The sequence below is a fragment of the Wolbachia endosymbiont of Anopheles demeilloni genome (genome assembly GCF_018491735.2).
Taxonomy (GTDB): Bacteria; Pseudomonadota; Alphaproteobacteria; order Rickettsiales; family Anaplasmataceae; genus Wolbachia.
Window position 1 is genome coordinate 971,887 of the sequence record NZ_CP084694.1, and the last position, 22,464, is coordinate 994,350.

Annotated in this window: 17 protein-coding genes, 1 tRNA gene, 1 rRNA gene and 3 pseudogenes; 17 read left to right on the forward strand and 5 right to left on the reverse strand. The window is 34.5% G+C overall.

The annotated features are described in order from the left end of the window. Positions 1–210: 210 nt before the first annotated feature. Entirely contained in the window at positions 211–828 is a 618-nt protein-coding gene (locus JSQ73_RS05205) for a hypothetical protein (protein ID WP_214249862.1), read from the reverse strand. A gap of 153 nt (positions 829–981) precedes the next feature. Between JSQ73_RS05205 and JSQ73_RS05210 the strand changes: the two genes are divergently transcribed. From JSQ73_RS05210 to JSQ73_RS05250, 8 genes and pseudogenes are all read left to right on the forward strand, one after another. Further along, positions 982–2,484 (forward strand): 16S ribosomal RNA (locus JSQ73_RS05210). 102 nt (positions 2,485–2,586) lie between these two features. Beyond that, entirely contained in the window at positions 2,587–2,964 is a 378-nt protein-coding gene (sdhC, locus tag JSQ73_RS05215) for a succinate dehydrogenase, cytochrome b556 subunit (RefSeq protein WP_214249863.1), read from the forward strand. Next, positions 2,961–3,326 carry a succinate dehydrogenase, hydrophobic membrane anchor protein gene (gene sdhD, locus JSQ73_RS05220; protein WP_214249864.1) on the forward strand — a complete coding sequence of 122 codons (366 nt, stop codon included), beginning with the start codon at positions 2,961–2,963 and terminating at the stop codon, positions 3,324–3,326. The genes sdhC and sdhD overlap by 4 nt, the downstream gene beginning before the upstream one ends. Before the next feature lie 76 nt (positions 3,327–3,402). Beyond that, positions 3,403–4,647, forward strand: coding sequence for a hypothetical protein (locus JSQ73_RS05225; RefSeq protein ID WP_214249865.1), 1,245 nt, complete (start codon positions 3,403–3,405; stop codon positions 4,645–4,647). 118 nt (positions 4,648–4,765) lie between these two features. Then, positions 4,766–6,065 (forward strand): annotated as a pseudogene (locus JSQ73_RS06945) (sugar phosphate nucleotidyltransferase). 116 nt (positions 6,066–6,181) lie between these two features. Then, positions 6,182–7,411 (forward strand): lipoprotein-releasing ABC transporter permease subunit, encoded by a 1,230-nt coding sequence (locus tag JSQ73_RS05240; protein ID WP_214249866.1) that lies wholly within the window; start codon positions 6,182–6,184, stop codon positions 7,409–7,411. Continuing rightward, positions 7,404–8,135: a hypothetical protein gene (locus JSQ73_RS05245; protein WP_214249867.1), complete on the forward strand. Its 732-nt coding sequence runs from the start codon at positions 7,404–7,406 to the stop codon at positions 8,133–8,135. Before JSQ73_RS05240 ends, JSQ73_RS05245 begins: the two co-directional genes overlap by 8 nt. After that, positions 8,132–9,352 (forward strand): tetratricopeptide repeat protein, encoded by a 1,221-nt coding sequence (locus tag JSQ73_RS05250; RefSeq protein ID WP_214249868.1) that lies wholly within the window; start codon positions 8,132–8,134, stop codon positions 9,350–9,352. The genes JSQ73_RS05245 and JSQ73_RS05250 overlap by 4 nt, the downstream gene beginning before the upstream one ends. A 91-nt stretch (positions 9,353–9,443) precedes the next feature. Here JSQ73_RS05250 and JSQ73_RS05255 read toward each other — a convergent pair. Beyond that, a pseudogene (locus JSQ73_RS05255) lies at positions 9,444–9,575 on the reverse strand (IS5/IS1182 family transposase); the annotation flags it as partial. Between JSQ73_RS05255 and JSQ73_RS05260 the strand changes: the two are divergent. The 6 genes and pseudogenes from JSQ73_RS05260 to rnc form a co-directional block, all read left to right on the forward strand. Continuing rightward, positions 9,564–9,822 (forward strand): annotated as a pseudogene (locus JSQ73_RS05260) (transposase); the annotation flags it as partial. The pseudogenes JSQ73_RS05255 and JSQ73_RS05260 overlap by 12 nt on opposite strands. A gap of 152 nt (positions 9,823–9,974) precedes the next feature. Then, positions 9,975–10,676 (forward strand): molecular chaperone DnaJ, encoded by a 702-nt coding sequence (locus tag JSQ73_RS05265; protein WP_234301697.1) that lies wholly within the window; start codon positions 9,975–9,977, stop codon positions 10,674–10,676. 58 nt (positions 10,677–10,734) lie between these two features. Continuing rightward, the gene (locus JSQ73_RS05270; protein WP_214249879.1) at positions 10,735–11,625 is read left to right on the forward strand and encodes a class I fructose-bisphosphate aldolase; all 891 of its coding nucleotides are present in this window, start codon (positions 10,735–10,737) and stop codon (positions 11,623–11,625) included. Positions 11,626–11,630: 5 nt separating this feature from the next. Then, positions 11,631–11,702: transfer RNA gene (locus JSQ73_RS05275), tRNA-Cys, on the forward strand. A gap of 213 nt (positions 11,703–11,915) precedes the next feature. Next, positions 11,916–12,983, forward strand: a complete 1,068-nt coding sequence (locus JSQ73_RS05280; RefSeq protein ID WP_214249880.1) for a quinone-dependent dihydroorotate dehydrogenase — start codon at positions 11,916–11,918, stop codon at positions 12,981–12,983. Positions 12,984–13,083: 100 nt separating this feature from the next. Next, positions 13,084–13,776, forward strand: a complete 693-nt coding sequence (rnc, locus tag JSQ73_RS05285; RefSeq protein ID WP_214249881.1) for a ribonuclease III — start codon at positions 13,084–13,086, stop codon at positions 13,774–13,776. A 52-nt stretch (positions 13,777–13,828) separates the two neighbouring features. Here the strand turns inward: rnc and JSQ73_RS05290 are convergent, their stop codons facing one another. From JSQ73_RS05290 to JSQ73_RS05300, 3 genes are read right to left on the reverse strand one after another with little or no spacing between them, the layout of a single operon-like run. Beyond that, positions 13,829–14,428, reverse strand: a complete 600-nt coding sequence (locus tag JSQ73_RS05290) for an SCO family protein (protein WP_214249882.1) — start codon at positions 14,426–14,428, stop codon at positions 13,829–13,831. A 35-nt stretch (positions 14,429–14,463) separates the two neighbouring features. Continuing rightward, a complete protein-coding gene (gene dnaQ, locus JSQ73_RS05295) occupies positions 14,464–15,168 on the reverse strand; it encodes a DNA polymerase III subunit epsilon (RefSeq protein ID WP_214249883.1) in 705 nt (234 codons plus the stop codon). A gap of 14 nt (positions 15,169–15,182) precedes the next feature. Then, positions 15,183–15,842, reverse strand: a complete 660-nt coding sequence (locus tag JSQ73_RS05300) for a Tim44/TimA family putative adaptor protein (protein WP_214249884.1) — start codon at positions 15,840–15,842, stop codon at positions 15,183–15,185. Positions 15,843–16,005: 163 nt separating this feature from the next. Between JSQ73_RS05300 and secB the strand changes: the two genes are divergently transcribed. The 3 genes from secB (at position 16,006) to putA (ending at position 22,372) form a co-directional block, all read left to right on the forward strand. Next, positions 16,006–16,494 carry a protein-export chaperone SecB gene (gene secB / locus JSQ73_RS05305; RefSeq protein WP_214249885.1) on the forward strand — a complete coding sequence of 163 codons (489 nt, stop codon included), beginning with the start codon at positions 16,006–16,008 and terminating at the stop codon, positions 16,492–16,494. Positions 16,495–16,500: 6 nt separating this feature from the next. Further along, positions 16,501–19,104, forward strand: coding sequence for an aconitate hydratase AcnA (gene acnA / locus JSQ73_RS05310; protein WP_214249886.1), 2,604 nt, complete (start codon positions 16,501–16,503; stop codon positions 19,102–19,104). Positions 19,105–19,231: 127 nt separating this feature from the next. Beyond that, on the forward strand, positions 19,232–22,372 hold the full coding sequence (gene putA, locus JSQ73_RS05315) for a bifunctional proline dehydrogenase/L-glutamate gamma-semialdehyde dehydrogenase PutA (protein WP_214249887.1): 3,141 nt from the start codon (positions 19,232–19,234) through the stop codon (positions 22,370–22,372). Positions 22,373–22,464 lie beyond the last annotated feature (92 nt).

The window sequence follows — 22,464 nt, forward strand, 5'->3', positions numbered from 1 at the left end:
AGTATAGAAAAAATTTTAAAAACCGCTATAATTTTACGTAATCTACCAATAAACACCTAAGTTTTTACTGGATTTTGTGATTGATCCTACAGTCAAAAACAAATTTTGAGTCATAAATACTTTTAGTGCCCTAATAAAATAGGGAGATTTGTCAAGTAAAGTTCTTTATTTCATCAGATGCGCTGCCAAATTATTATGCAAGCAAGTTTTTTAGTTTTCGTATATCCGAAGTAATTCTTGTGCATTGGCCTTGATTAGAGTCGGACATTCTCTATCATTTAATAATGAATGCAATATTTCAATTGCACCTTTAATGTCGTTACTGTTTATCTTTACTATAGCGATAGCTTCTTGGCTTGAATAAGGGTACACTGCATTTGATTCTAAATTACTAATTTTATCTCTATTTGTTTTTTCACCGCTGGAGTGAAGTAAGCTCATTACTTCTAAGTATTTTGCTAACTCACGCAAAACATCAGGAGCATCTTTATCGTCTGCCAAATCATTATAAATAATAGATGCTGTGTCTGTTGGCATTGAATCTGAGATATGATTGAATGCGCGTTCAAAATTTGCTAAATACTTCCAATTTGAATCTATTTCTTCTAGCAGCGACTTATTATCTTTTTTTAAGAATAATATTTCGTAAAACTTGTCACCTGCAGTTATAGATTGTTTTGTGTTATTAATGTTGCGCAATAAGTATAATGTGATGCCAACTAACATTGGCGCGAGTGCAAGCAGAAAGATGTATTTTTTCATGGTAATATTCCATATAATTATATATTTATACATTAATGCTTTTGATTTGCAAAAACATATTGACATAGTGATTATATCACATAATAATATCCTTAGAGTTGTTTGAATAGTTGGAGACTAAAATATTTCTAAAGTAGAAATAAAGACAGCAGTATTAAGCTAAATTATTTTTTGTCGGATTTATCCGATGTACCCTCAGCCTTTTATAGGTTGAAGTCTAAATTTGAGAGTTTGATCCTGGCTCAGAATGAACGCTGGCGGCAGGCCTAACACATGCAAGTCGAACGGAGTTATACTGTAGCTTGCTATTGTATAACTTAGTGGCAGACGGGTGAGTAATGTATAGGAATCTACCTAATAGTACGGAATAATTGTTAGAAACGGCAACTAATACCGTATACGCCCTACGGGGGAAAATTTATTGCTATTAGATGAGCCTATATTAGATTAGCTAGTTGGTGGAGTAATAGCCTACCAAGGCAATGATCTATAGCTGATCTGAGAGGATGATCAGCCACATTGGAACTGAGATACGGTCCAGACTCCTACGGGAGGCAGCAGTGGGGAATATTGGACAATGGGCGAAAGCCTGATCCAGCCATGCCGCATGAGTGAAGAAGGCCTTTGGGTTGTAAAGCTCTTTTAGTGAGGAAGATAATGACGGTACTTACAGAAGAAGTCCTGGCTAACTCCGTGCCAGCAGCCGCGGTAATACGGAGAGGGCTAGCGTTATTCGGAATTATTGGGCGTAAAGGGCGCGTAGGCTGGTTAATAAGTTAAAAGTGAAATCCCGAGGCTTAACCTTGGAATTGCTTTTAAAACTATTAATCTAGAGATTGAAAGAGGATAGAGGAATTCCTGATGTAGAGGTAAAATTCGTAAATATTAGGAGGAACACCAGTGGCGAAGGCGTCTATCTGGTTCAAATCTGACGCTGAAGCGCGAAGGCGTGGGGAGCAAACAGGATTAGATACCCTGGTAGTCCACGCTGTAAACGATGAATGTTAAATATGGGAAGTTTACTTTCTGTATTACAGCTAACGCGTTAAACATTCCGCCTGGGGACTACGGTCGCAAGATTAAAACTCAAAGGAATTGACGGGGACCCGCACAAGCGGTGGAGCATGTGGTTTAATTCGATGCAACGCGAAAAACCTTACCACTTCTTGACATGGAAATCATACCTATTCGAAGGGATAGGGTCGGTTCGGCCGGATTTTACACAAGTGTTGCATGGCTGTCGTCAGCTCGTGTCGTGAGATGTTGGGTTAAGTCCCGCAACGAGCGCAACCCTCATCCTTAGTTGCCATCAGGTAATGCTGAGTACTTTAAGGAAACTGCCAGTGATAAGCTGGAGGAAGGTGGGGATGATGTCAAGTCATCATGGCCTTTATGGAGTGGGCTACACACGTGCTACAATGGTGTCTACAATGGGTTGCAAGGTGCGCAAGCCTAAGCTAATCCTTAAAAAACATCTCAGTTCGGATTGTACTCTGCAACTCGAGTACATGAAGTTGGAATCGCTAGTAATCGTGGATCAGAATGCCACGGTGAATACGTTCTCGGGTCTTGTACACACTGCCCGTCACGCCATGGGAATTGGTTTCACTCGAAGCTAATGGCCTAACCGCAAGGAAGGAGTTATTTAAAGTGGGATCAGTGACTGGGGTGAAGTCGTAACAAGGTAGCAGTAGGGGAATCTGCAGCTGGATTACCTCCTTAGGCTTTGTACATAATTCATCATTTCAAATAATAGTGTCATTATGTACTATACTGCTGTCTTTACTTCTACTTTATTTTTTAATTTCTCGATAACGAAATTTTATGAGTAATAGGCCTCTTTCCCCGCATTTACAAATATATAAAGTACAAGTTACTAGTTTTTTTTCTATTATGCATAGATTGATTGGTATCTTGCTATTTCTTTTATTAATCATACTTTCTTGGTATTTTATATTATATGTTTACTCCCCTAAGTTAATTATAGTAAGGTGCTTAAATGCATTATTGTTCACTCCTGTTGCTAAATTAGCTTATATCTTATGCTTTGTAAGCTTTATGTATCATTTTCTTAATGGTATTCGTCATTTATTGTGGGATGCTGGGCTTAATTTAGAAATTGCTAGTGTTTTAAAAAGTGCTATGTTACTAACAATAATGCTATTTCTTTCTACTATGGCTTTTTTATTTATATTTATATGAGTCAATCTGTAAATTCAGTACATCATTGGTGGATCCAGCGTGTTTCTGCGGTGATTTTGTTATTTTTATTTCCTTGGTTTATTTACTCATTTTCTTGCACATTTTATGTTGATAGCCCTTTATCTCTCAATGAAAAATTATTTCAGGCTATTAATCATCCACTAGAGCTTTTGTTTTTTGTTATACTGGTGTTTTGCATTTTTTGGCATGCAGTTCTTGGAATGCAGGTAGTGTGTGAAGATTATATAGACAGCGTACCTCTAAGGATTTTTACAATTACATGCATAAAATACTTATCAAGCATTACTTATATAGTCCTCGCTTTTACGACTTTTTTCTTTTATAGGCATATTTTCTTGTAAAATTGTTAGTTTTGTGTTAATATATTATTAGTTTACTAATTTTATTATTGAACTATAGCGATTTTGGTTTGACAACATGTTTGGAGTGTTTAAAAAAGCAGTAACAGATTTTACACTTAAAGCAAAAGGTTTATTTGCTTCATCTGAATCTCAAATTTATGTCAAAGATCTTAGAAAGGTAATGACCTATACAGATGGAAGAAAATGCAAATATCCAAGGAATTACGATCAGATTGTAGAATCTGGGAAAGTTATAGAAAGTAAGAATAGTGATGGTGAGACTATATATAAACTTTCATATGGCGAAAGAGATCGAAAGCGGTCAAATTTTGAATTAACTTTTGTCAAGGAAACGGACGATAGGTCTTATTTTACTATTGACTTTTTAGTTAATCGGGAAAAAAACAAGGATGTTAAGCATTATTATGGCTACTATAAACCATTTGAGTTTTCAAAAATCGATCTTGAAAAACATATTCCAATTTTTGAAGCTAAAAAAACTAATGATCCTAAATATCCGTTTGAATTAACTCACTCTTCTGTGCTAATGAAAAAGGTAAAAAATGGAAAGGGTAAAGTTCAGGGAGTTGTTGATGAAAAGGGAAGAAATGGAGTATTACTATACACTAGTAATTATAAAAAATTAAGCACTAATTTTTCAGAAATTAGAGATCAAAATAGTAGTCTAGAGCTAGATAAAAGTCTGATATCTGTTCCTATTGTTTTTGTTGCGGATTTAGCTAAGATTTGTGCTAGAATGCTGACTTTTATTCCTATGAAATTAGGAGAGAATTTGATAGCTAGAAAAAATCGAGTTGCAAAATCTTTTGGTTATCTTTTTTTCACTCCTGCAGTGGTAGTAAAAAATTTAGTAAATATGGGAGCTACAATACTTAAGGTTCCAATTTTATTATTTGTAGAAAATGAGAAAAAGTATGGTGATGCTTATCTTACTATGTGGAAATACCGATTGAAAGAATGTTGGAAAGAGGCAAAAAGTGACTTTAATATTGTTAAAGGTGAAGAAGGGCTAAAGCAGGAGCAGAAGGATCATAAGCCACTCAGTATAGTGGGCACATGGGATGAGCTTGACGCTAGAAGTCCAGGTATTGAAAGAGACTTGGAAAAGGCGCTGAATAAAAGTAGTGAAAGTATAAATAAATCCAGAGAACCAGGTGTTGGAGAAAGCTTAAAGGAGAAGCTGAAAAACAAAACTGATAAAAAAATAGCTGCAGCCGTTAATCAAAAAAGCAGCACTCCTCATATTGATAGAGAGATAGAAAGAAGACAAGACTCATCACGAAATGTAGGGATTCCATAATGCGCGTAGTCAACCATCACTTTAAATTACTTTTTACTTTAATCATCTCACAATAAAAACTTGCATGCATTTTGCCGTTAGTATAAGATATTAATCAAATAATTAATATCTTAATTAAATGCGCCCTGTAATACTGTGTGGTGGTAGTGGCAGCAGACTTTGGCCTCTATCTAAGCCAAAGCAATTTCAGAAAATATTTAGTCAGAATACTATGTTTCACAACACTTTGTTGAGGCTAAAAGGCGATTATATGCCACCCATCATTACCACAAATATACAATATGAGTCATTATTGATGCAGGAATTACATGCATTACAGGAATGTAAAGTAGTTTTTGAACCAGTTAAAATTGGGACAGCGGCAGCAATGCTAATTGCTGTGCTTCTCTGCGATAGGAACGAGACAATCTTAGTTCTGCCTTCAGACCATTTTATAGGTGATTTGAATAATTTTTATGTTTCTATTGAGAAAGCGTCTAAGCTAGCCTCTGAAATTGACTCTATAGTCACTTTTGGGGTAAAGCCTCATGAATTCAATTCTGAATACGGCTATATAAATGAAGTATATGGTCAGAAAGAGAAATGTCATATAGTAAAAGATTTTACAGAAAAATTCGAGCGTAAGGTAAGTAACGATCATTGTTGGACTCTGGAATATTTGTGTTTAGAGCAAAACGCTATATAGGTGAGATAAAAAAATTGCTCCAACTCTCTATAATTTATGTTGTAAAAGTATAAAGCATTTTGTATCACGAGAGAGATTTCTGTATTTAGAACAGCAAAATTGTGCAGGAATGGGTGATACATCTATTGATCACCTAGTGATAGAAAAAGCAGAAAATATTGTAATGATAGAAGCCAATTTCGATTGGATGAATGTTGGCACTTGGGGTTCAGTTTTAGAGTTAAGTAAGAGATTTAATAAGAATTTTGAGTCATTTCAAGCTGTAACCAAAGGAAGAGAGCCAGTTTTGATGACAGAAAATGATGCAAAAAATTTACTAGGTAGAGTTTATAAACGGCCAAATAAGAGCCTAATGTTGTTCATTAATAAAGTTAAGGAAGTAAAGCCAATAAGGAAAGAGATTAAGCCATGGAGATTTTATAGTGTAGTTTTAATCGGCAAGAATTTTCTTATAAAATATCTTTTTATAAATCCACTAAGCTGCACTTCTAAGCAATTTCACCACTATAGAGATGAATACCATATAATACTATCAGGAGTTGGATATGTTAGTTTAGATGACAAAACATATGCTATAACGAAAAATCATGTAATAGAGATTCCAAGGAAGGTATTTCATAAAATTGAGAATAAAAGTACAAGATTTCCTCTTGAGATAGTTGAGTTTCAGGTAGGAAAATTTTTATCTGATAATGATATAGTAAGATTGGACGATATATATGGAAGGTCTTAATATAGAATATTGAATATATTCTATAAGCTTGCTAAATTTAGACAACCTAATTTGAGGTAAAGGAAAAATTACAGTTATATGAAGCATAAAAAGTATGATATTTAGATCTTAGTATAATGTCTATTGCCTTTGAATTTACTATGGCTATTCGCTATTTGCGAGTAAAGAATTCTAGATTTTGCTCTATAATGGCCTTGTTTTCTATTATTGGTATTGCTCTTGGAGTTGCAACGCTAATAGTAGTAATGTCTGTAATGAATGGGTTCAGGGCAAAGCTGCTCGACTCTGTACTTGGCATTAATGGCCATATTAATGTTTACTTTGATAGAAGCATAAATTCAGATTACCACGCAGTGTTAAAATCTATTGAGAAAATCCCAGGTGTATTAAAAGCTACTTCTATGACCAATGATCAAGTGATCGTTGCAGCAAATGGTGGAATTGTGGGTAGCGTAGTCCGTGGTGTGTCAACTAAAGACTTACTTAATAATACTACCGTTAAGAATAATGTAATTATGGGTAACGTGGAAAAATTCGATGAAGGTATCATAATAGGGGCAAGATTAGCAGAAGCTTTGAATATTGATTATGGTGATAACATTATGCTTATATCACCTGAAGGATTTGACGCATTGTCTGGTGAAATACCAAAAATGAAAGAATATAAAGTTGTAGCAATATTTGATATGGGTATGTTTGAGTATGATAATACTTTGGTGTATATGCCCATAAAGTCAGCTCAAGCTTTTTTTAATTATAAAGATAATGTGAGAAGTATAGAAGTGTTTGTAGATGATATTGCTATGGCTAATAAGCTAGCAAACGCTATAGCAAAAGAAACAGGAATGAGAGCTGAAAGTTGGCAATCTCAGCAAAGCCATTATGTTAGTGCTTTAAAGACTGAAAGAAATGTGATGTTTTTAATTCTCACTTTAATTATAGTTGTAGCAGCATTCAATATTGTTTCAAGTTTGATGATGATAGTGCAAGAAAAGAAATCTGCAATTGCAATTATGCGTACATTTGGTGCAACAAGCGGAAGCATTATGCGCATATTTTGTGCTTGTGGATTGCTCATTGGTTTTACAGGAACTTGTCTTGGCTCTATTATAGGGGTTGTTTTTTCTCTCAATATTGAAAATATTAGAGTGTTTTTAGAAAACATTACTAACATCAAGCTATTTGATCCTATGATATACTTTTTTTCAAGTTTGCCAGTGATATTAGTTTCTCAAGATGTAGTGAACATTTCTGCACTTGCATTGTTCTTGTCATTTTTAGCAACAATTCCTCCTGCATTGCAGGCAGCTGCACAAGACCCAGCGGAGATATTACGTTATGAATGATACTCGAAAAAAATGCATAGGTTGGTTCTTAATTGTATTGTTATTTGCCAGCTATATTACAATAAATAACATAATATTTTTTAAAATAAATCAGCAAGAAAGTGAAGACAGTATAAGTGTTTTAACGGAAAAGATAGATGAACTTAGAATGTTGCTTGAAATTAATCAATCTAGGGTAGAAAAAAGGATATTTGACTTAAAGAGAAATCTTCACACTCAATGTGAGCAGGGTGATGTTAGTTTAAGGCATAAGAACCTCGCAAAGTTGCTGCTACTTGTGATTAAGATGAAGAATTCATTATTGCGAGAAGCCAAGTTTGATAATCATATAAATTCAATAAAGCCTTTGATATCAGAGCTTGACGATCCAGAAATAGAAAATGCAGTAAATGAATTGGAAAATTTGAAAGAGGTAGATACTTTACGCGGGTTGAAATTGTCTTTTGAGAAGAACATGACTGTTATTAACTATAATAAAAGTAACTTGTTTAAAAAAATCATTTCAAATTGGATAAAGATAGATGATCATAGTGATCCACTCAGGTTAAAGCTTGCGGAAATTGAAGAATTAATAAGCGATAATGATTGGCAGAGCATAGCCACCGCAATAAGTGACTTAACATACCCAGAATTCAAACTATGGCTTAATAAATTGAATGATTTTATTGTAGCTTTCAAGAATACTTCAATAATATATCGTCACTTATTACAATACATCTCATGATTTATTTTATAATTTTTGCTTTTTCGTTTTTATTTGGCATATGGATCAAGGTAAGTGGTGAAGTAATAAAATTGGAATTAGGAAATTACACTATAAGTATTGATCTATATTTCGTTATTCTTGCTTGCGTAGTCTTATTATTTTTATTGATTGCAGTTGCACGTTTTTGTTCTTCTATTTCATCAACATTTGCTAACATAAAAAATAGAAGAAGAAGTAGGGAAGAATTGCTTCTCTTTGAAGCTTTCTTTAGCTTAGACTTAGGTAATATAGAGAACACCAATAAGCTAATTAAAAATCTAAATGAAGAAAGTGATAAATTATCTTTAGTAAAGCTCTTTAATTCAGGTAAAACGGGAAATTACAGCTTTTTCAGCCATAATTTAACGAGTATTGCAAGTAAAAATCGCAACTTAGCTCTACTTTTGATCAATAAACTGATTATTCACCTAAAGCAAGAAAGGTTAGTCTTTCAAAAATTTATAGAATATTGCTCTAGTTCAATTAATGATAAAATTTTGTCTATTCCCTTTCAAATAGAGCATTGTATATTGCAAGAAGATTGGATAAATGCAATTTCAAAGTTAAAGGAAGCTATCAAATTCAATATTTTTCTTCCCTTTGATCGTAAAAAGATGTTAGCGATTTTTTATTGCGCTTTAGCAAAGCAATACGAAAGTAAAGGAAGTTTTTACAAAGCTATAGATTATTTAGCTAAAGCACAAAGTTATTATGCAACTTTTCAGCCCATCAATTATTTAAAGGCAGAATTATATATCAAGCTTGAAAAAATCAGAAAAGCTTCCACAGTATTAGAGGAAGAGTATAGAGTAAATCCTACTCCTCAATCAGCTAGAATGTATATCAAGTTAAATAATAAAGGCGCTGAAAGACTATATAACTTACGCCCTGATTATTATTTTAGTTATTGCTTGCTTGCTTTGTCTTCAATTAGCTTAGGGAAATATGATCTTGTAAGTCAGCATTTAGATATTGCTATGAAAAAAGCTAATTACATATCAATCTACCTTATTATGGTACAGCTCAAGATTATGCTACAAGAGTATGATCAAGCAATTTACTGGCTAAATAAGATGGACTCAGAAGCTGTGCCTGATCCAGGTTGGAAATGTGTTGATTGTAATAAAGAGCTAAAGCAATGGGATTATAAGTGCTCAAGTTGCAATAGTCTTAATTGTATTTACCTTATATTATAAGACTCCATAAGGTGTGATACTTTTACATCGAGATTGCTTTAATATAATCTTTATCTCAAAACAGTAAATCTGTGAGTTTCTTAGAACCTGTTCATAATCTTTTCAGAAGCAAAGCAGCGAAAGCAAGAACGACCATTTGCAGGCTAGTGTTGAGTTTCCGCTCGCAATTTTTCCAAAGTCGCCTACATTTTTGCAACCAAGCAAAAGATCTCTCAACAACATACTAGTTGATGCTGGCTACACAGGAGAAAATTTTGCAACACAGATGAAAGTAACTATTGGTGCAACTGTTGAGGTGAAGCGAATTACACACCTTTGCTGTATTGCCAAAAAGATGGGTTGTTGAGAGATCTTCTTTTGCCTGGTTGCAAAAATGTAGGCGACTTTGGAAAAATTGCGAGCGGAAACTCAACACTAGCCTGCAAATGGTCGTTCTTGCTTTTACTTCTTTCCTCCTCAAAAGATTATGAACAGGTTCTGATAAAGTAGTAGGAGAGAAAGAGAAAAAATAGCTGAAGAAAAGTTTAAAAAACTTAGTGCAGATAAAGATAAGCTAGAGAAATATCTTAACGACTTAAAAGCAGGAAGAACTCCTGGCATATCTATAACATTACAGCGAGAAGTGCAGGAAAAACAAAGGAGAATCAATGAGATTCTATTGCGTAGAGAGAAAGCTGTGAATAGAGCATGTTTATTTTTTATATTAGCAAATGTGGTACTTGGTCCGTCGCCTCAAGTCAAATATTGCTTATCACAACTTGCTAACATTGGCAAAGTGCAAAATATTGCTTATAAATTTTATGCATTCAGCATCGGAGTTTGGCCATGGTTATTTATTATATCCTTTTGTAGTATTATCTATGCAGCAAGTAAACAAAGAGGCTCACAAGAAGGAAATCTAGATAGGTTAAATAGAAGATACAATCTACTTATTGCTGCTGATAATTATGTGATATGTATAGCAGCAGCGTTTGCTGTGTGCAGTTTAGTATCGGAAATTGCACAAAATGGCTGGCCTGTTCAATATGGAATGGTGCTTATGGCTAATTTAGTATTAGATTTATTACTTATTGCTTTACTTAGAACTTTTATAAAAGCTTTTGAACTATATGGTGAATACTGTATCCAGTGTTTATATGAAGAAGATGCGGAATTTAGTTATAAAGAAAAATTTGCATGTTATGACTACAAATTAGTACTTATGCCGCTCGTTCTTCCTATTGTTAAAATGTATTTTGAAGATTTAGTTCAAGAAAAATCACAACAGCATACTACTGATCCTAAAGTTACACCTTTAAATATAGGCGTAGGAACAAGAGCATAAAAAGGTCTTTGCTTCAACTATAGTTTTTGCTACACTTTTAGTAAATTTGAAGATATTAATGAGTGAAGAAGTAAAACAAATCCTAAGTTACTACGAAAGTGAAAACCCTGGAGTAAAAGCGAATCTTACTCGCATTCTTATGCATGGGAAACTTGGTGGAACTGGCAAGTTAGTAATTCTCCCTGTAGACCAGGGATTTGAGCACGGACCAATAAAAAGTTTTGAAGTTAACCCTGATGCTTACGATCCACATTATCATTTTCAGCTTGCAGTTGATTCAGGAGTAAGTGCATACACTGCTCCGCTTGGTATGATCGAAGCTGGTGCTTCAACTTATGCTGGAATGCTACCACTTATTTTGAAGCTTAATAGCGCTAACTCTTTGCACTCAAAAAGCTTAGCTTCAGATCAAGCAATAACTTCCTCTGTAAAAGATGCTCTACGTTTGGGCTGCGTGGCTGTTGGGTTTACTATATATCCTGGTTCTGCTAAGTGTTTTGATATGATGGAAGAAGCTCGCAAAATTATAGCTGAGGCTAAATCTTGTGGCCTTGCTGTAGTGCTATGGTCTTATCCACGTGGTGAAGGGATTTCCAAAGAAGGTGAAACAGCAGTTGATGTCATTGCTTATGCTGCGCATATAGCGGCTTTGCTCGGTGCCAACATAATAAAAGTAAAACTTCCAACCAACCATATGGAAAGAGAAAAAATAGAAAATATTGAATCATTATTCAAAAGAATTGAATATATTAAAAAGTCTTGCTTTGCAGGAAAAAGAATAGTAGTTTTCTCTGGTGGTGAGTCAAAGTCAGTGGGTGATATAAGTAGTGAGGTAAAAGAAATTAAGCAAGGCGGTGGTAATGGCTCAATAATTGGGCGTAATACTTTTCAACGCAAAAGAGAAGAAGCTTTATCTATGCTAAAAGATATAATTAATATCTACGCATAAAAAATGGCTGGGTGGCAGAATGGCTTATGCGGAGGACTGCAAATCCTTTTATACCGGTTCAATTCCGGTCCCGGCCTCTTACTCCAATTAGATCATTGATTTTATTTAAATCGAAATAAGATTCCTATACTAATAAAATCTCAAATTAACAAATTTGGCTACCTAGAATTACTAGATAAAAATACTAATCAAGTTGATGTTTCCCTTCAGAAAAATTAGTTTTTCTCTGCATAGAAACTATATACTTACTATTTCGATAAACCTCAATCTTTCTAAGTTATTCTTGTTGCATGGTAAAAAATAAACTAAAAATGAGCAAAGTGTTTTACAAAATGATATTGCGTAATTTACTATTTTTGCTACCACCTGAAATTGCTCACTCCTTGGTAATAATGGCGTTAAAAAAAATGCCCTTTAAGAAACCTAGAGAGCTACCAGAGTCTTTAAATGTAAACTTTTTTGGTAATAAACTTAAAAGTCCTGTGGGTCTTGCCGCAGGCTTTGATAAGAATGCGGAAGTTCTAAGGCCCATGCTCTCATTTGGTTTTGGATTTATTGAAGCTGGTACTGTAACTAAATATCCCCAATATGGAAACAAAAAACCGAGAATTTTTCGGTTAATTAAAGATGAAGGAATAATTAATAGATTGGGATTCAATAATAAAGGGGTGGACTATTTTCTTAAGCAGATAAGTGAAACTAAGCTTGATAATTGCATTTTTGGCATCAATATAGGAAAAAATAGTACATCAAAGGACCAAATCAGCGATTATGTTGACTTAATAAAGATAGTATATGGAAAGAGCAATTATATAGTACTGAACATCTCATCCCCAAATACAACTAACTTGCGTGATTTACACAACAAACAAGAATTATCCAAGTTGTTGAAGTCTATTACTCTAACCAAAAAATCAATTGATAGCTCTGAATCGATACCGATAATATTAAAAATTTCTCCAGATATAGATCAGCAAACAAAAGAAAATATCGCTGAGCTTGCACTAGAATATAAAATTGACGGCTTAATAGTGAGCAACACTACGATAAGTCGAGATTCTTACTATAATGAGAGTGGTGGGTTGAGCGGCAGGCCATTATTTCAACTTTCAACCGAGTTATTGAGTGACATGTACAAGCTTACTAAAAGTAGAATTCTATTGATAGGATGCGGAGGAATTTCAAGTGGTGTTGATGCATATGAAAAAATAAAGGCAGGAGCCTCTTTAGTACAACTGTACACTGCTCTTGTATACCAGGGGCATCAAGTTGTGAACAAAATCAACCTGGAACTTGCGGAATTGGTAAGAAGAGATGGATTTAGTAATGTTACTGAAGCAGTGGGTTGTATACATTAGACTGTACATTTTGGAAGTTATGGATATTGTCTTAGTGAAATAGAGCTAACTTTTTAGTGTAGAGGTATGATAGAGAGTGCTTTTTTATTTAATGATTAATATGAGAGTTTTGAACGATACAATATCTAAAGTTATTAATTATAAATTTACAGATTATGCAATATTAGAAGAGGCATTAACCCACTCAAGCGTAAATAAGAGAAATAGCGAAGACCAGGTTGTAAGCTACGAAAGGCTAGAGTTTTTGGGCGATAGTGTTTTGAATATGGTTGTGTCTGTTATGCTGTTTAAAATGTTTCCTGAAGAAAAAGAAGGAGCATTGGCAAAAAGAAAAACGGATTTAGTTTGTGGCAGTACAATTGCTAATGTTGCTAAAGAAATAGAGTTAGGTAACTTTATTATCATGAATAATAGTGAACGTTGTAACGGAGGAAAATGTAACTTAAAAAATTTAGAAAATTCGCTTGAAGCACTAATAGGTGCAATTTATATTGACGGCGGACTTGAGAGTGTTGAGAAATTTATTATCCGACATTGGGAAAAGCTAGCTAAGGACATCCTCGATCCTCCTCAAGATCCTAAAACTTCACTGCAAGAATGGACTCAGAGAAATAAATTACCTTTACCGAAGTATGAGCTTGTAAAACAAACTGGACCAGCACACAATCCTGAATTTACTATATCAGTTTGCATAGAGAGTTATGACAAAGTTTCTGCATGTGCTCCTAGTAAGAAAATTGCTGAACAAAAAGCTGCTGAGTTGATCTTAGAAAAAATTAAAAAAACGACTTAATTTAATCAAAATAGCCGTTAGCATAAATTTAAAGTAAGCTAAGCTCTTTAGTTCAGCTTACATATTTTTTTATCTCAGCCAGAATCTTATCAGATTGACTTTCATCTGAATTTAAATCAGCTACAAAGTGTGTGACATATTTTCCTTCATGGCTAATAAGGTATATCATTGAAGAATGGTTGATTTCCTCTTCTCCATCTACTTTACTTGCATATACTTTATACTTTGCAACTACTTCATCTATTTTTTGTCTTTCACCAGTTAGCATTTGTATTCTATGGTCAAATTGCTGCTGAAATTCTTTAAGCCTTTCTGTATTATCGCGCTCAGGATCAACTGTGATAAAAAATGTTTGTAACTTATTGTCAGTTTTCTTATCTAACTTTGCAAGTGTTTCTGAAATTATGCCGAGATTCATAGGGCAAATTCTTTTGCATGAGGAAAATCCGAAAAAAATCATCATATACTTATTTTTAAAATCACTACTGCGTACTGTTTGTCCGTCTTGATTGATCAAAGAAAAATCTCCACCTACCTTAATTTCTGTATTTTGTGAAACAAATATGCCTTGCTTGGTAAAATAACAATAACCTAAGAAGATAGCTGCTACTGTTATTAACAAACTAGACAATAACCTTATAAACTTTATCATTAAAGCGTTTCCAATAAAGTTAAATCATATATTGATTAGTTGATTGATTCAATATATTCCTTCCAAAGTGGGTTGTTAATTTTATCTAACAATTTCTTATGCTCATCAATTTCTTTAATACTTGGTGAATGTTCTCTGCGAGCTAAATTACGCACTTTATGCTGAATAAACGTAGAGTTATTGTCCTGAGCACATTCATTATTAAATAAAAAGGTTTGCAATCCTCCTGTAAGCTCAACATAGACCTTTGCAAGCAATTGAGCATCAATTAATGCTCCGTGTAACTCTCTACCTTCTAGCGATATATCAAAACGCTTGCATAATGCATTTAAAGAAGCAGGTGATCTTACAAACTTTTTTCTTGCAATTGATAATGTATCTAGCACTCTATCTGAGGAAATTAACCCGGCATTCAATTTGTTTAACTCCATATTAAGGAACTTAATATCAAACTCAGCATTATGAATTACCAAGATGTCATTAGATATGAAGTCAAGAAATTCAAGTGCAACATCTGAAAATAGTGGCTTATCTTCCAAAAACTCCTCACTAATACCATGAATCTTAAATGAGTGGTAAGGTATATCTCTCTCTGGATTAAGATATCGATGAAATGTTTTACCTGTTGGAATACGGTTAATTAGTTCTACACATCCTATCTCAATAATTCGATGGCCAGACTCAGTGTCAAGACCTGTAGTTTCAGTATCAAGTACTATTTCTCGTAGCCTACTTTCCATCGGTGTAACTAATCTTACTTGTCATTTGCTGTTAAATTTTTATCGGTACTTGCCTTCTTGTAGTTAATGGAAACAAGCAACCAGGTTGGATCTGATGAATTAATATTTTTTTTGAATTGCCATACATCCTCAACTTTGTTAATAGTAGACGTACTACTTGATATGATGTCTCCTTCACCATTCTTAACGAAGTTAATTTGCTCTGAAAGGAAGTATACTGCAATAAATACTACGTTTTTTACTAGCTTTATTTCTAAGATCTTTTGTGAAACGATAGAAACAATTATGGACTCATGTGTCTCTTTACGATGTTTAATCTTATCTACAAAACTGTTATATAAGTCTTTGTCCAGAAGGGATTTTAATTGAGGTAAATTTCCTTGGTTAAAATATTTTATTATTAATTCAAAAGCTATGCTTGAACCTTCTATAAAATTGGAAATAGAGAACTCTCTGTTTTTTTGTAATATTTGTTCATAAGTAGCTTCTATTGAACTTTTGTTATTGCTATAAGTATAATCTTCGATATTTTCTACCACATCCTCTTTACTTTGACTTACATCTAATACACCTGTTAGCTTTTTTAGATTGAGACTTGATGATCTTCCTAAAGAATTATATAAGCGTGAAAAAATAAACGCCGCTAGTAAAGCATATATTACAAGCTCTATCATGGTAACTTACTCCTTGATATATAAAGTATCTAAATATTATTAATTTTTGATAAAAATATGTTTTTCATATTAACCTATAGTTAGGTTTGCTATTCATTTGTAAATGGATATATTATATAAGAAAGTATTAAACATCTCAACTTAATTAAAGGAGACGTAAGAAATGTTACAACACAAAATGAAAATTCATGGTCAGTATGTCAAAGATTTTTCGTTTGAGAATCCAAATTCACCATTCCTTCCTTCTAGTAAAGCTCCTGATATTAATGTAATGGTTAATATTAATTCAGCAAAATTAGAAGGAACAGAAAATAAAAAAGGAATAAGTGAAGAAAAGCCTTTTCATGAAATTACTTTGCATATAGAAGCCAAAGCAACGGTAAAAGATGATATAGCTTTCATTTGCGAGGTAAAGTATTGCGGTATTTTTTCAATAGAAAACTTTACAGAGCTAAGTGAAGAAGAGGTGAGACAAGCTTTATTTATTGGTGGATCTACTTTTCTTTTCCCTTTTGCAAGAGAAATAATTGCAAGAACTACAAGTAGTGGTGGATTTCCTCCACTTATGCTAGATCCTATAGATTTTGAAACTATGTATCAGCAGCAAAGTCAACAACAAAAAAGTAGCGCTAGTAATTCTAATTTTAACTAATACAGGATGAACAATTCTTTAAATGCAAAGACGACTTTAAATATTGATGGAAGGTTTTATAACTACTTTAACCTAAGTAACGCTGGTAAATTCTTAGGAGTAAATTTAACCAAATTGCCTTGTTCACTCAAGGTATTGCTTGAAAATTTATTGCGCAACGAAGATGGAGTAAGCGTTAAATTAGATGACATAAAGATATTAGCAAATTGCGTCAAGAAACACATTAATCACGAAATTAGCTACAAGCCAGCAAGGGTTTTGATGCAGGATTTCACAGGAGTTCCTGCTGTAGTTGATTTAGCTTCAATGCGTAATTATGTGAAGAAAAACGGAGGTAACCCAAGCAAAATAAATCCATCTGTAACTGTTGATCTTGTGATCGATCACTCTGTTCAAGTAGATAGTTACGGAAACACTTCTGCATTTGGTAAAAATGTTGCACTGGAAGTAAAAAGAAATTTGGAGAGATATCAATTCTTAAAATGGGGAGAGTCATCCTTCACAAATTTTAGAGTAGTGCCACCAGGTACTGGAATTTGCCACCAAGTGAATCTTGAATATTTAGCGCAAGTTGTATGTAACGATAGCGGAGTTCTATATCCAGATACCTTAGTCGGTACAGATAGTCACACTACTATGGTAAATGGTTTATCGGTTCTTGGTTGGGGTATTGGTGGAATAGAAGCTGAGTCTGTGATGCTTGGTCAACCAATTAGTATGATAATTCCAGAAGTAGTAGGATTTAAATTAATAGGAAGACTTTCAGAGGGAGTAACAGCAACTGATCTAGTGCTAACGATTACTAATATCCTGAGAACAAAAGGCGTTGTTGGCAGATTTGTGGAATTTTATGGTGATGGCTTAGATTGTTTATCTTTGGCAGATAGAGCAACCATAGCTAATATGGCTCCAGAGTATGGTGCAACTTGTGGATTCTTTCCAATTGATCAGAAGACACTAGATTATTTAAACTTAACCGGAAGGCCAAAAGAGTTGGTTAAATTGGTTGAAGTCTATGCAAAAGAACAAGGGCTGTGGCGTAATAATGACGAATTGGCGTTCTTTGACACACTGGAGCTTGATTTATCGAGCGTAGAGCCAGTAATGGCCGGTCCAAAAAGACCGCAAGATAAGGTTTTTCTTTCGCAAATGGCAGAATCTTTTTCTAAATCATTTCCAATTAATGAGTCAGAGGAAAGCGATAAACTCCAAGATGGAAGTATAGTCATTGCAGCAATAACAAGCTGCACTAATACTTCAAACCCAAGTGTAATGATTGCTGCTGGACTTGTAGCGCGTAATGCAGTCAACCTTGGATTAAAATCAAAGCCTTGGGTTAAAACTTCTCTTGCTCCAGGATCACAAGTTGTAACAGAATATTTAGAAAAGTCATGGTTACAGGAAGATCTAAATGCTTTGGGTTTTAATTTGGTTGGGTATGGCTGTACAACTTGTATTGGAAATTCCGGTCCGCTTAATGAAGATATAGAAAGTGATATTAAGGATAAAAACTTGACTGTTGCAGCAGTTTTATCCGGTAATCGTAATTTTGAAGGAAGAATCCATCCTTTAGTCAAAGCTAATTACTTGGCATCTCCGCCACTTGTTGTTGTGTATGCACTTGCAGGTACTGTACAAATTGACCTGACAAAAGATCCTATATGCAAAGATAAGAATGGAAGTGATGTTTATCTCAAAGATATATGGCCAACAAATAGTGAAGTTGAGAGCTGTGTTAAAAGTGTTGTGACGCGTGAAATGTTCATACAAAAGTATAAGGATGTTTTTTCTGGTGATGAGCATTGGCAAAAGATAAAGTGTGAGAAAAGTGAAATCTATGATTGGGACGCGAAAAGCACTTATATACAAAACCCTCCATATTTTGATAATTTATCGACTAAGAACAATAAAAGCAACATAGTTGATATAAAGAATGCGCAAATACTAGCGATGTTTGGCGATAGCGTCACTACCGACCACATTTCCCCTGCTGGAAATATTGCCTCAAATAGTCCTGCAGGCATATATTTAAAAGGTCTTGGAGTTGAATCGCAAGATTTCAATTCATATGGATCTCGCCGCGGTAACCACAACGTAATGATGCGTGGAACCTTTGCTAATATCAGAATAAGAAATAAAATGGTGAGTGCTGAGGGTGGCTATACAAAACATATTCCTTCTCAAGAAACTATGTCAATTTTTGATGCAGCAATGCAATATAAAAGAGAAGCTGTTCCATTAGTTCTCATTGCAGGAAAAGAATATGGTACGGGTTCAAGTAGGGATTGGGGAGCAAAGGGTACTGCATTACTGGGAATTAAAGCTGTGATTGCAGAAAGTTTTGAACGCATACATAGGTCCAATTTGATCGGTATGGGTGTTCTTCCACTTGCATTTCAGGATGGAGTAACGAGAAAGATATTTGATGGTAGTGAGATAGTGAGCATAAAAGGTGAAGTAGTACCAAATGGAAATCTAGAATGTATCATTAAAGGAAAGGATGATTCAGAGCAATCCATTCAACTCAAGTGCTGTGTACAAACTGCAACTGAGGTTAAGTACTTGATGAGTGGTGGAGTGTTGAGCTATATACTTGCGCAGTCCTTTTGAGCTATCACAGTCATCAACTAGGTTTTTTGAATCGATTCTGGCTCTTTATTTAAATAATAATTTATTCGATGTAAAGTTATGATATAATCTTATCTTATATATGGTAAAGGGTATTTTGTAGATAATTATGATCAGTTCTATACAAGAACCTAACGCATTACGAAAACGATTGCAGGCATTTTATCGTGCTGATGAAAAAAGTCACGTACGCTATCTTGTAGAAAAATCAGAACTTTCGGCTGATTCAAAAAACATAATTTACAATATTGCAAAACAAATTGTCGAAAAGATTAGAGGTAGTAAATTAGGCATTATAGATTCTTTTATACAACAATACTCACTTTCTAACGACGAAGGAGTAGCGCTAATGTGTCTTGCTGAATCATTACTTAGAATACCAGACGATTACACAATAGATGAATTGATCAAAGATAAAATTGCCAACCAAGAATGGAATAAACACCTGGGGCGTTCCTCTTCATTGTTTGTTAATGCTTCTACATGGAGTTTAATTATAGGAAGTAGTATATTAAGAAACAATGAAGAGGATTTAAAATTCTATCACATAATTTCCAGGTTATTGAAAAATTTAGGAGAGCCAATAATCCGCAAAGCGGTGAAACAAGCAATATCCATTCTTGGCAAGCATTTTATTGTTGGAGAAACTATAGAAAAAGCATTGGAAAGTGTGAAATCAGATGACTACAGTAAGTATTTATGCTCTTTTGATATGCTTGGTGAATCTGCTTGCACAGTTGAGGATGCGGAAGAGTATTTTAATTTATACATGCATGCAATAAAAGCCATAGGTGAATCTGCTGACATAAATGATTGCTTTAAATCTCAAGGGGTTTCAATCAAATTGTCTTCACTGCACTCACGTTATGAATTTAGCCAATTTGGTAATATAGCTGAAGAGCTGAGAGCTAAGTTGCTGGAGCTGTGTCATGAAGCGAAGAAATATAACATTTCACTTTGTATAGATCCAGAAGAATCAGAAAGACTTGAGATGTCATTAGTTTTATTTGAGCAATTGCGTCTTGATGATTCACTTTCTAAGTGGGAGGGGCTTGGCTTGGCTGTGCAAGCGTATCAAAAACGTGCTTTATCTGTTCTTGATTTTGTTGAAGATGTTGCAATTCGATCAAAGCATAAAATTATGGTGAGGCTTGTAAAAGGAGCATATTGGGACTCAGAAATCAAGCGCACACAAGAATTAGGGTTAATTGGTTATCCGGTGTTTACTAGAAAAAGCCACACAGATGTATGCTATCTTGCCTGTGCGCAGAAACTTTTAAGCAAAGAGAATCACTTTTATCCATGTTTTGGAACTCATAATGCTTATACTTTTGCTACTATAATAGAGCTTGCCGATAAAAATCATCCTGGATTTGAGTTTCAGCGCTTACATGGAATGGGTAAAAGTTTGTATGATTATGCAATTTCAGAACTTGCAACAAGCATCAATTGTCGTATATATGCACCAGTTGGTAAACATAGTGATTTATTGTCATACCTTATTAGGCGCCTTCTTGAAAATGGAGCTAATAGCTCGTTTGTCAATCAAGTAAATGATTCTGACGTTAAAATTGAAGAATTAGTCTCAGATCCATTAGAAAAAGTAAAAAGCTTAGAATATGAGCCTCATCCAAGCATTCCGTTGCCACGAGATATTTTTGGAGAGGAAAGAAAAAACTCCTTGGGAATGGATATTAGCGATTCAATTGCAGTTTCACAATTTGCAAATGATGTAAGGGAATTTAATGAAAAGAAATGGCAAGTTGGCCCAATAATTGATGGAGAGTCGTTTCTTGACAGTGCGGAATTTACCGAAGTAGTGAATCCTGCACATTTGGAAAATGTAATTGGAGAAGTGTCAAGTGCAACAAGTGCTCAGGCTTTAAATGCTCTTGAAATAGCACATAGTGCTTTTACTAAGTGGCAGAATGTTTCAGCAGAAGAGCGCGCTAAATGCCTTGAAAAAGCTGCAGATTTGCTTGAGGAAAGGATGAAAGAGTTAATTTATATTTTGATTGTAGAAGCAGGAAAAATTTTATCCGATGCAATAGCAGAAGTAAGAGAGGCAATCGACTTTTTGCGCTATTATGCAATGATAGCAAAAAATGAACTGAATGACTGGAAAAAATTGCCAGGTCCAACAGGTGAAGATAACTTCATCTTTTTTGAAGGCAGAGGAGTTTTCTTATGCATATCACCGTGGAATTTTCCACTCGCTATCTTCATTGGACAGGTTTCAGCTGCACTTGCAGCAGGTAATGCAGTGCTGGCAAAACCGGCAGAGCAAACGCCGATTATTGCCTATGAAGCCGTTAAGATACTACACGAAGCTGGAATACCAAAAAATGTGCTAAACCTTATTCCAGGGGATGGTTGGTATTTAGGTAAAACATTAGTACCAGATAATAGAATTTCCGGTGTAGCTTTTACTGGTTCAACACAAACTGCTCAAATAATTAATCGAATGCTTGCTAGTAGAGATGGTCCTATTGTGCCACTTATCGCTGAGACTGGTGGACTAAATGCTATGATTGTTGATAGTTCTGCTCTTTTAGAGCAGGTAACTAAGGATGTTTTAATTTCTGCATTTCGCAGTGGCGGTCAACTTTGTTCTGCTCTCAAAGTGCTGTTTATTCAAGAAGATATAGCAGAAAAACAGATAAAAATGATATGCAATGCAGCTCAAGAATTAAAGATAGGTGACCCAATACAACTGAGCACAGATATTGGTCCAATAATTGACAAAGCATCTATTGATATGCTCACTAAACATACGGAAAAAATATCAAGGGATGAAGATTCAAACCTTTTGTCCAAGGTACCCATGGATACAAATTCTTATAATGGTTATTTCTTTCCTCCGTATATTTATGAGATACAAAAAATTTCGCAATTAAAGCAAGAAGTGTTTGGGCCTATTTTACATATCATACGTTTTAATAAGTCGCAGTTAAATGAAGTTATAAGTGATATAAACAATACAGGATATGGACTTACGTTTTCTTTGCAAAGCCGTGTACAAAGTCAGATCGCTTTAATAAGCAAGAAAATATCAGTTGGAAATGTATACATCAATCGCAATCAAATAGGTGCAGCAGTTGGAACACAACCATTTGGCGGTAGAAGACTGTCAGGTACCGGACCAAAAGCTGGTGGTCCTAATTATCTGCAACGTTTTTCTATAGAAAAGGTTGTAAGTGTCAACACTACAGCATGTGGAGGTAACATTACACTGGCGTGTTTGGATTGATTTGCAATTTCTAAATTGGAAGTCCGTGCAGTTGTGTATGCAGTACTAAAACCTAAAACTCATACACTGAAAGGATAGTTGTGATTCTAAGG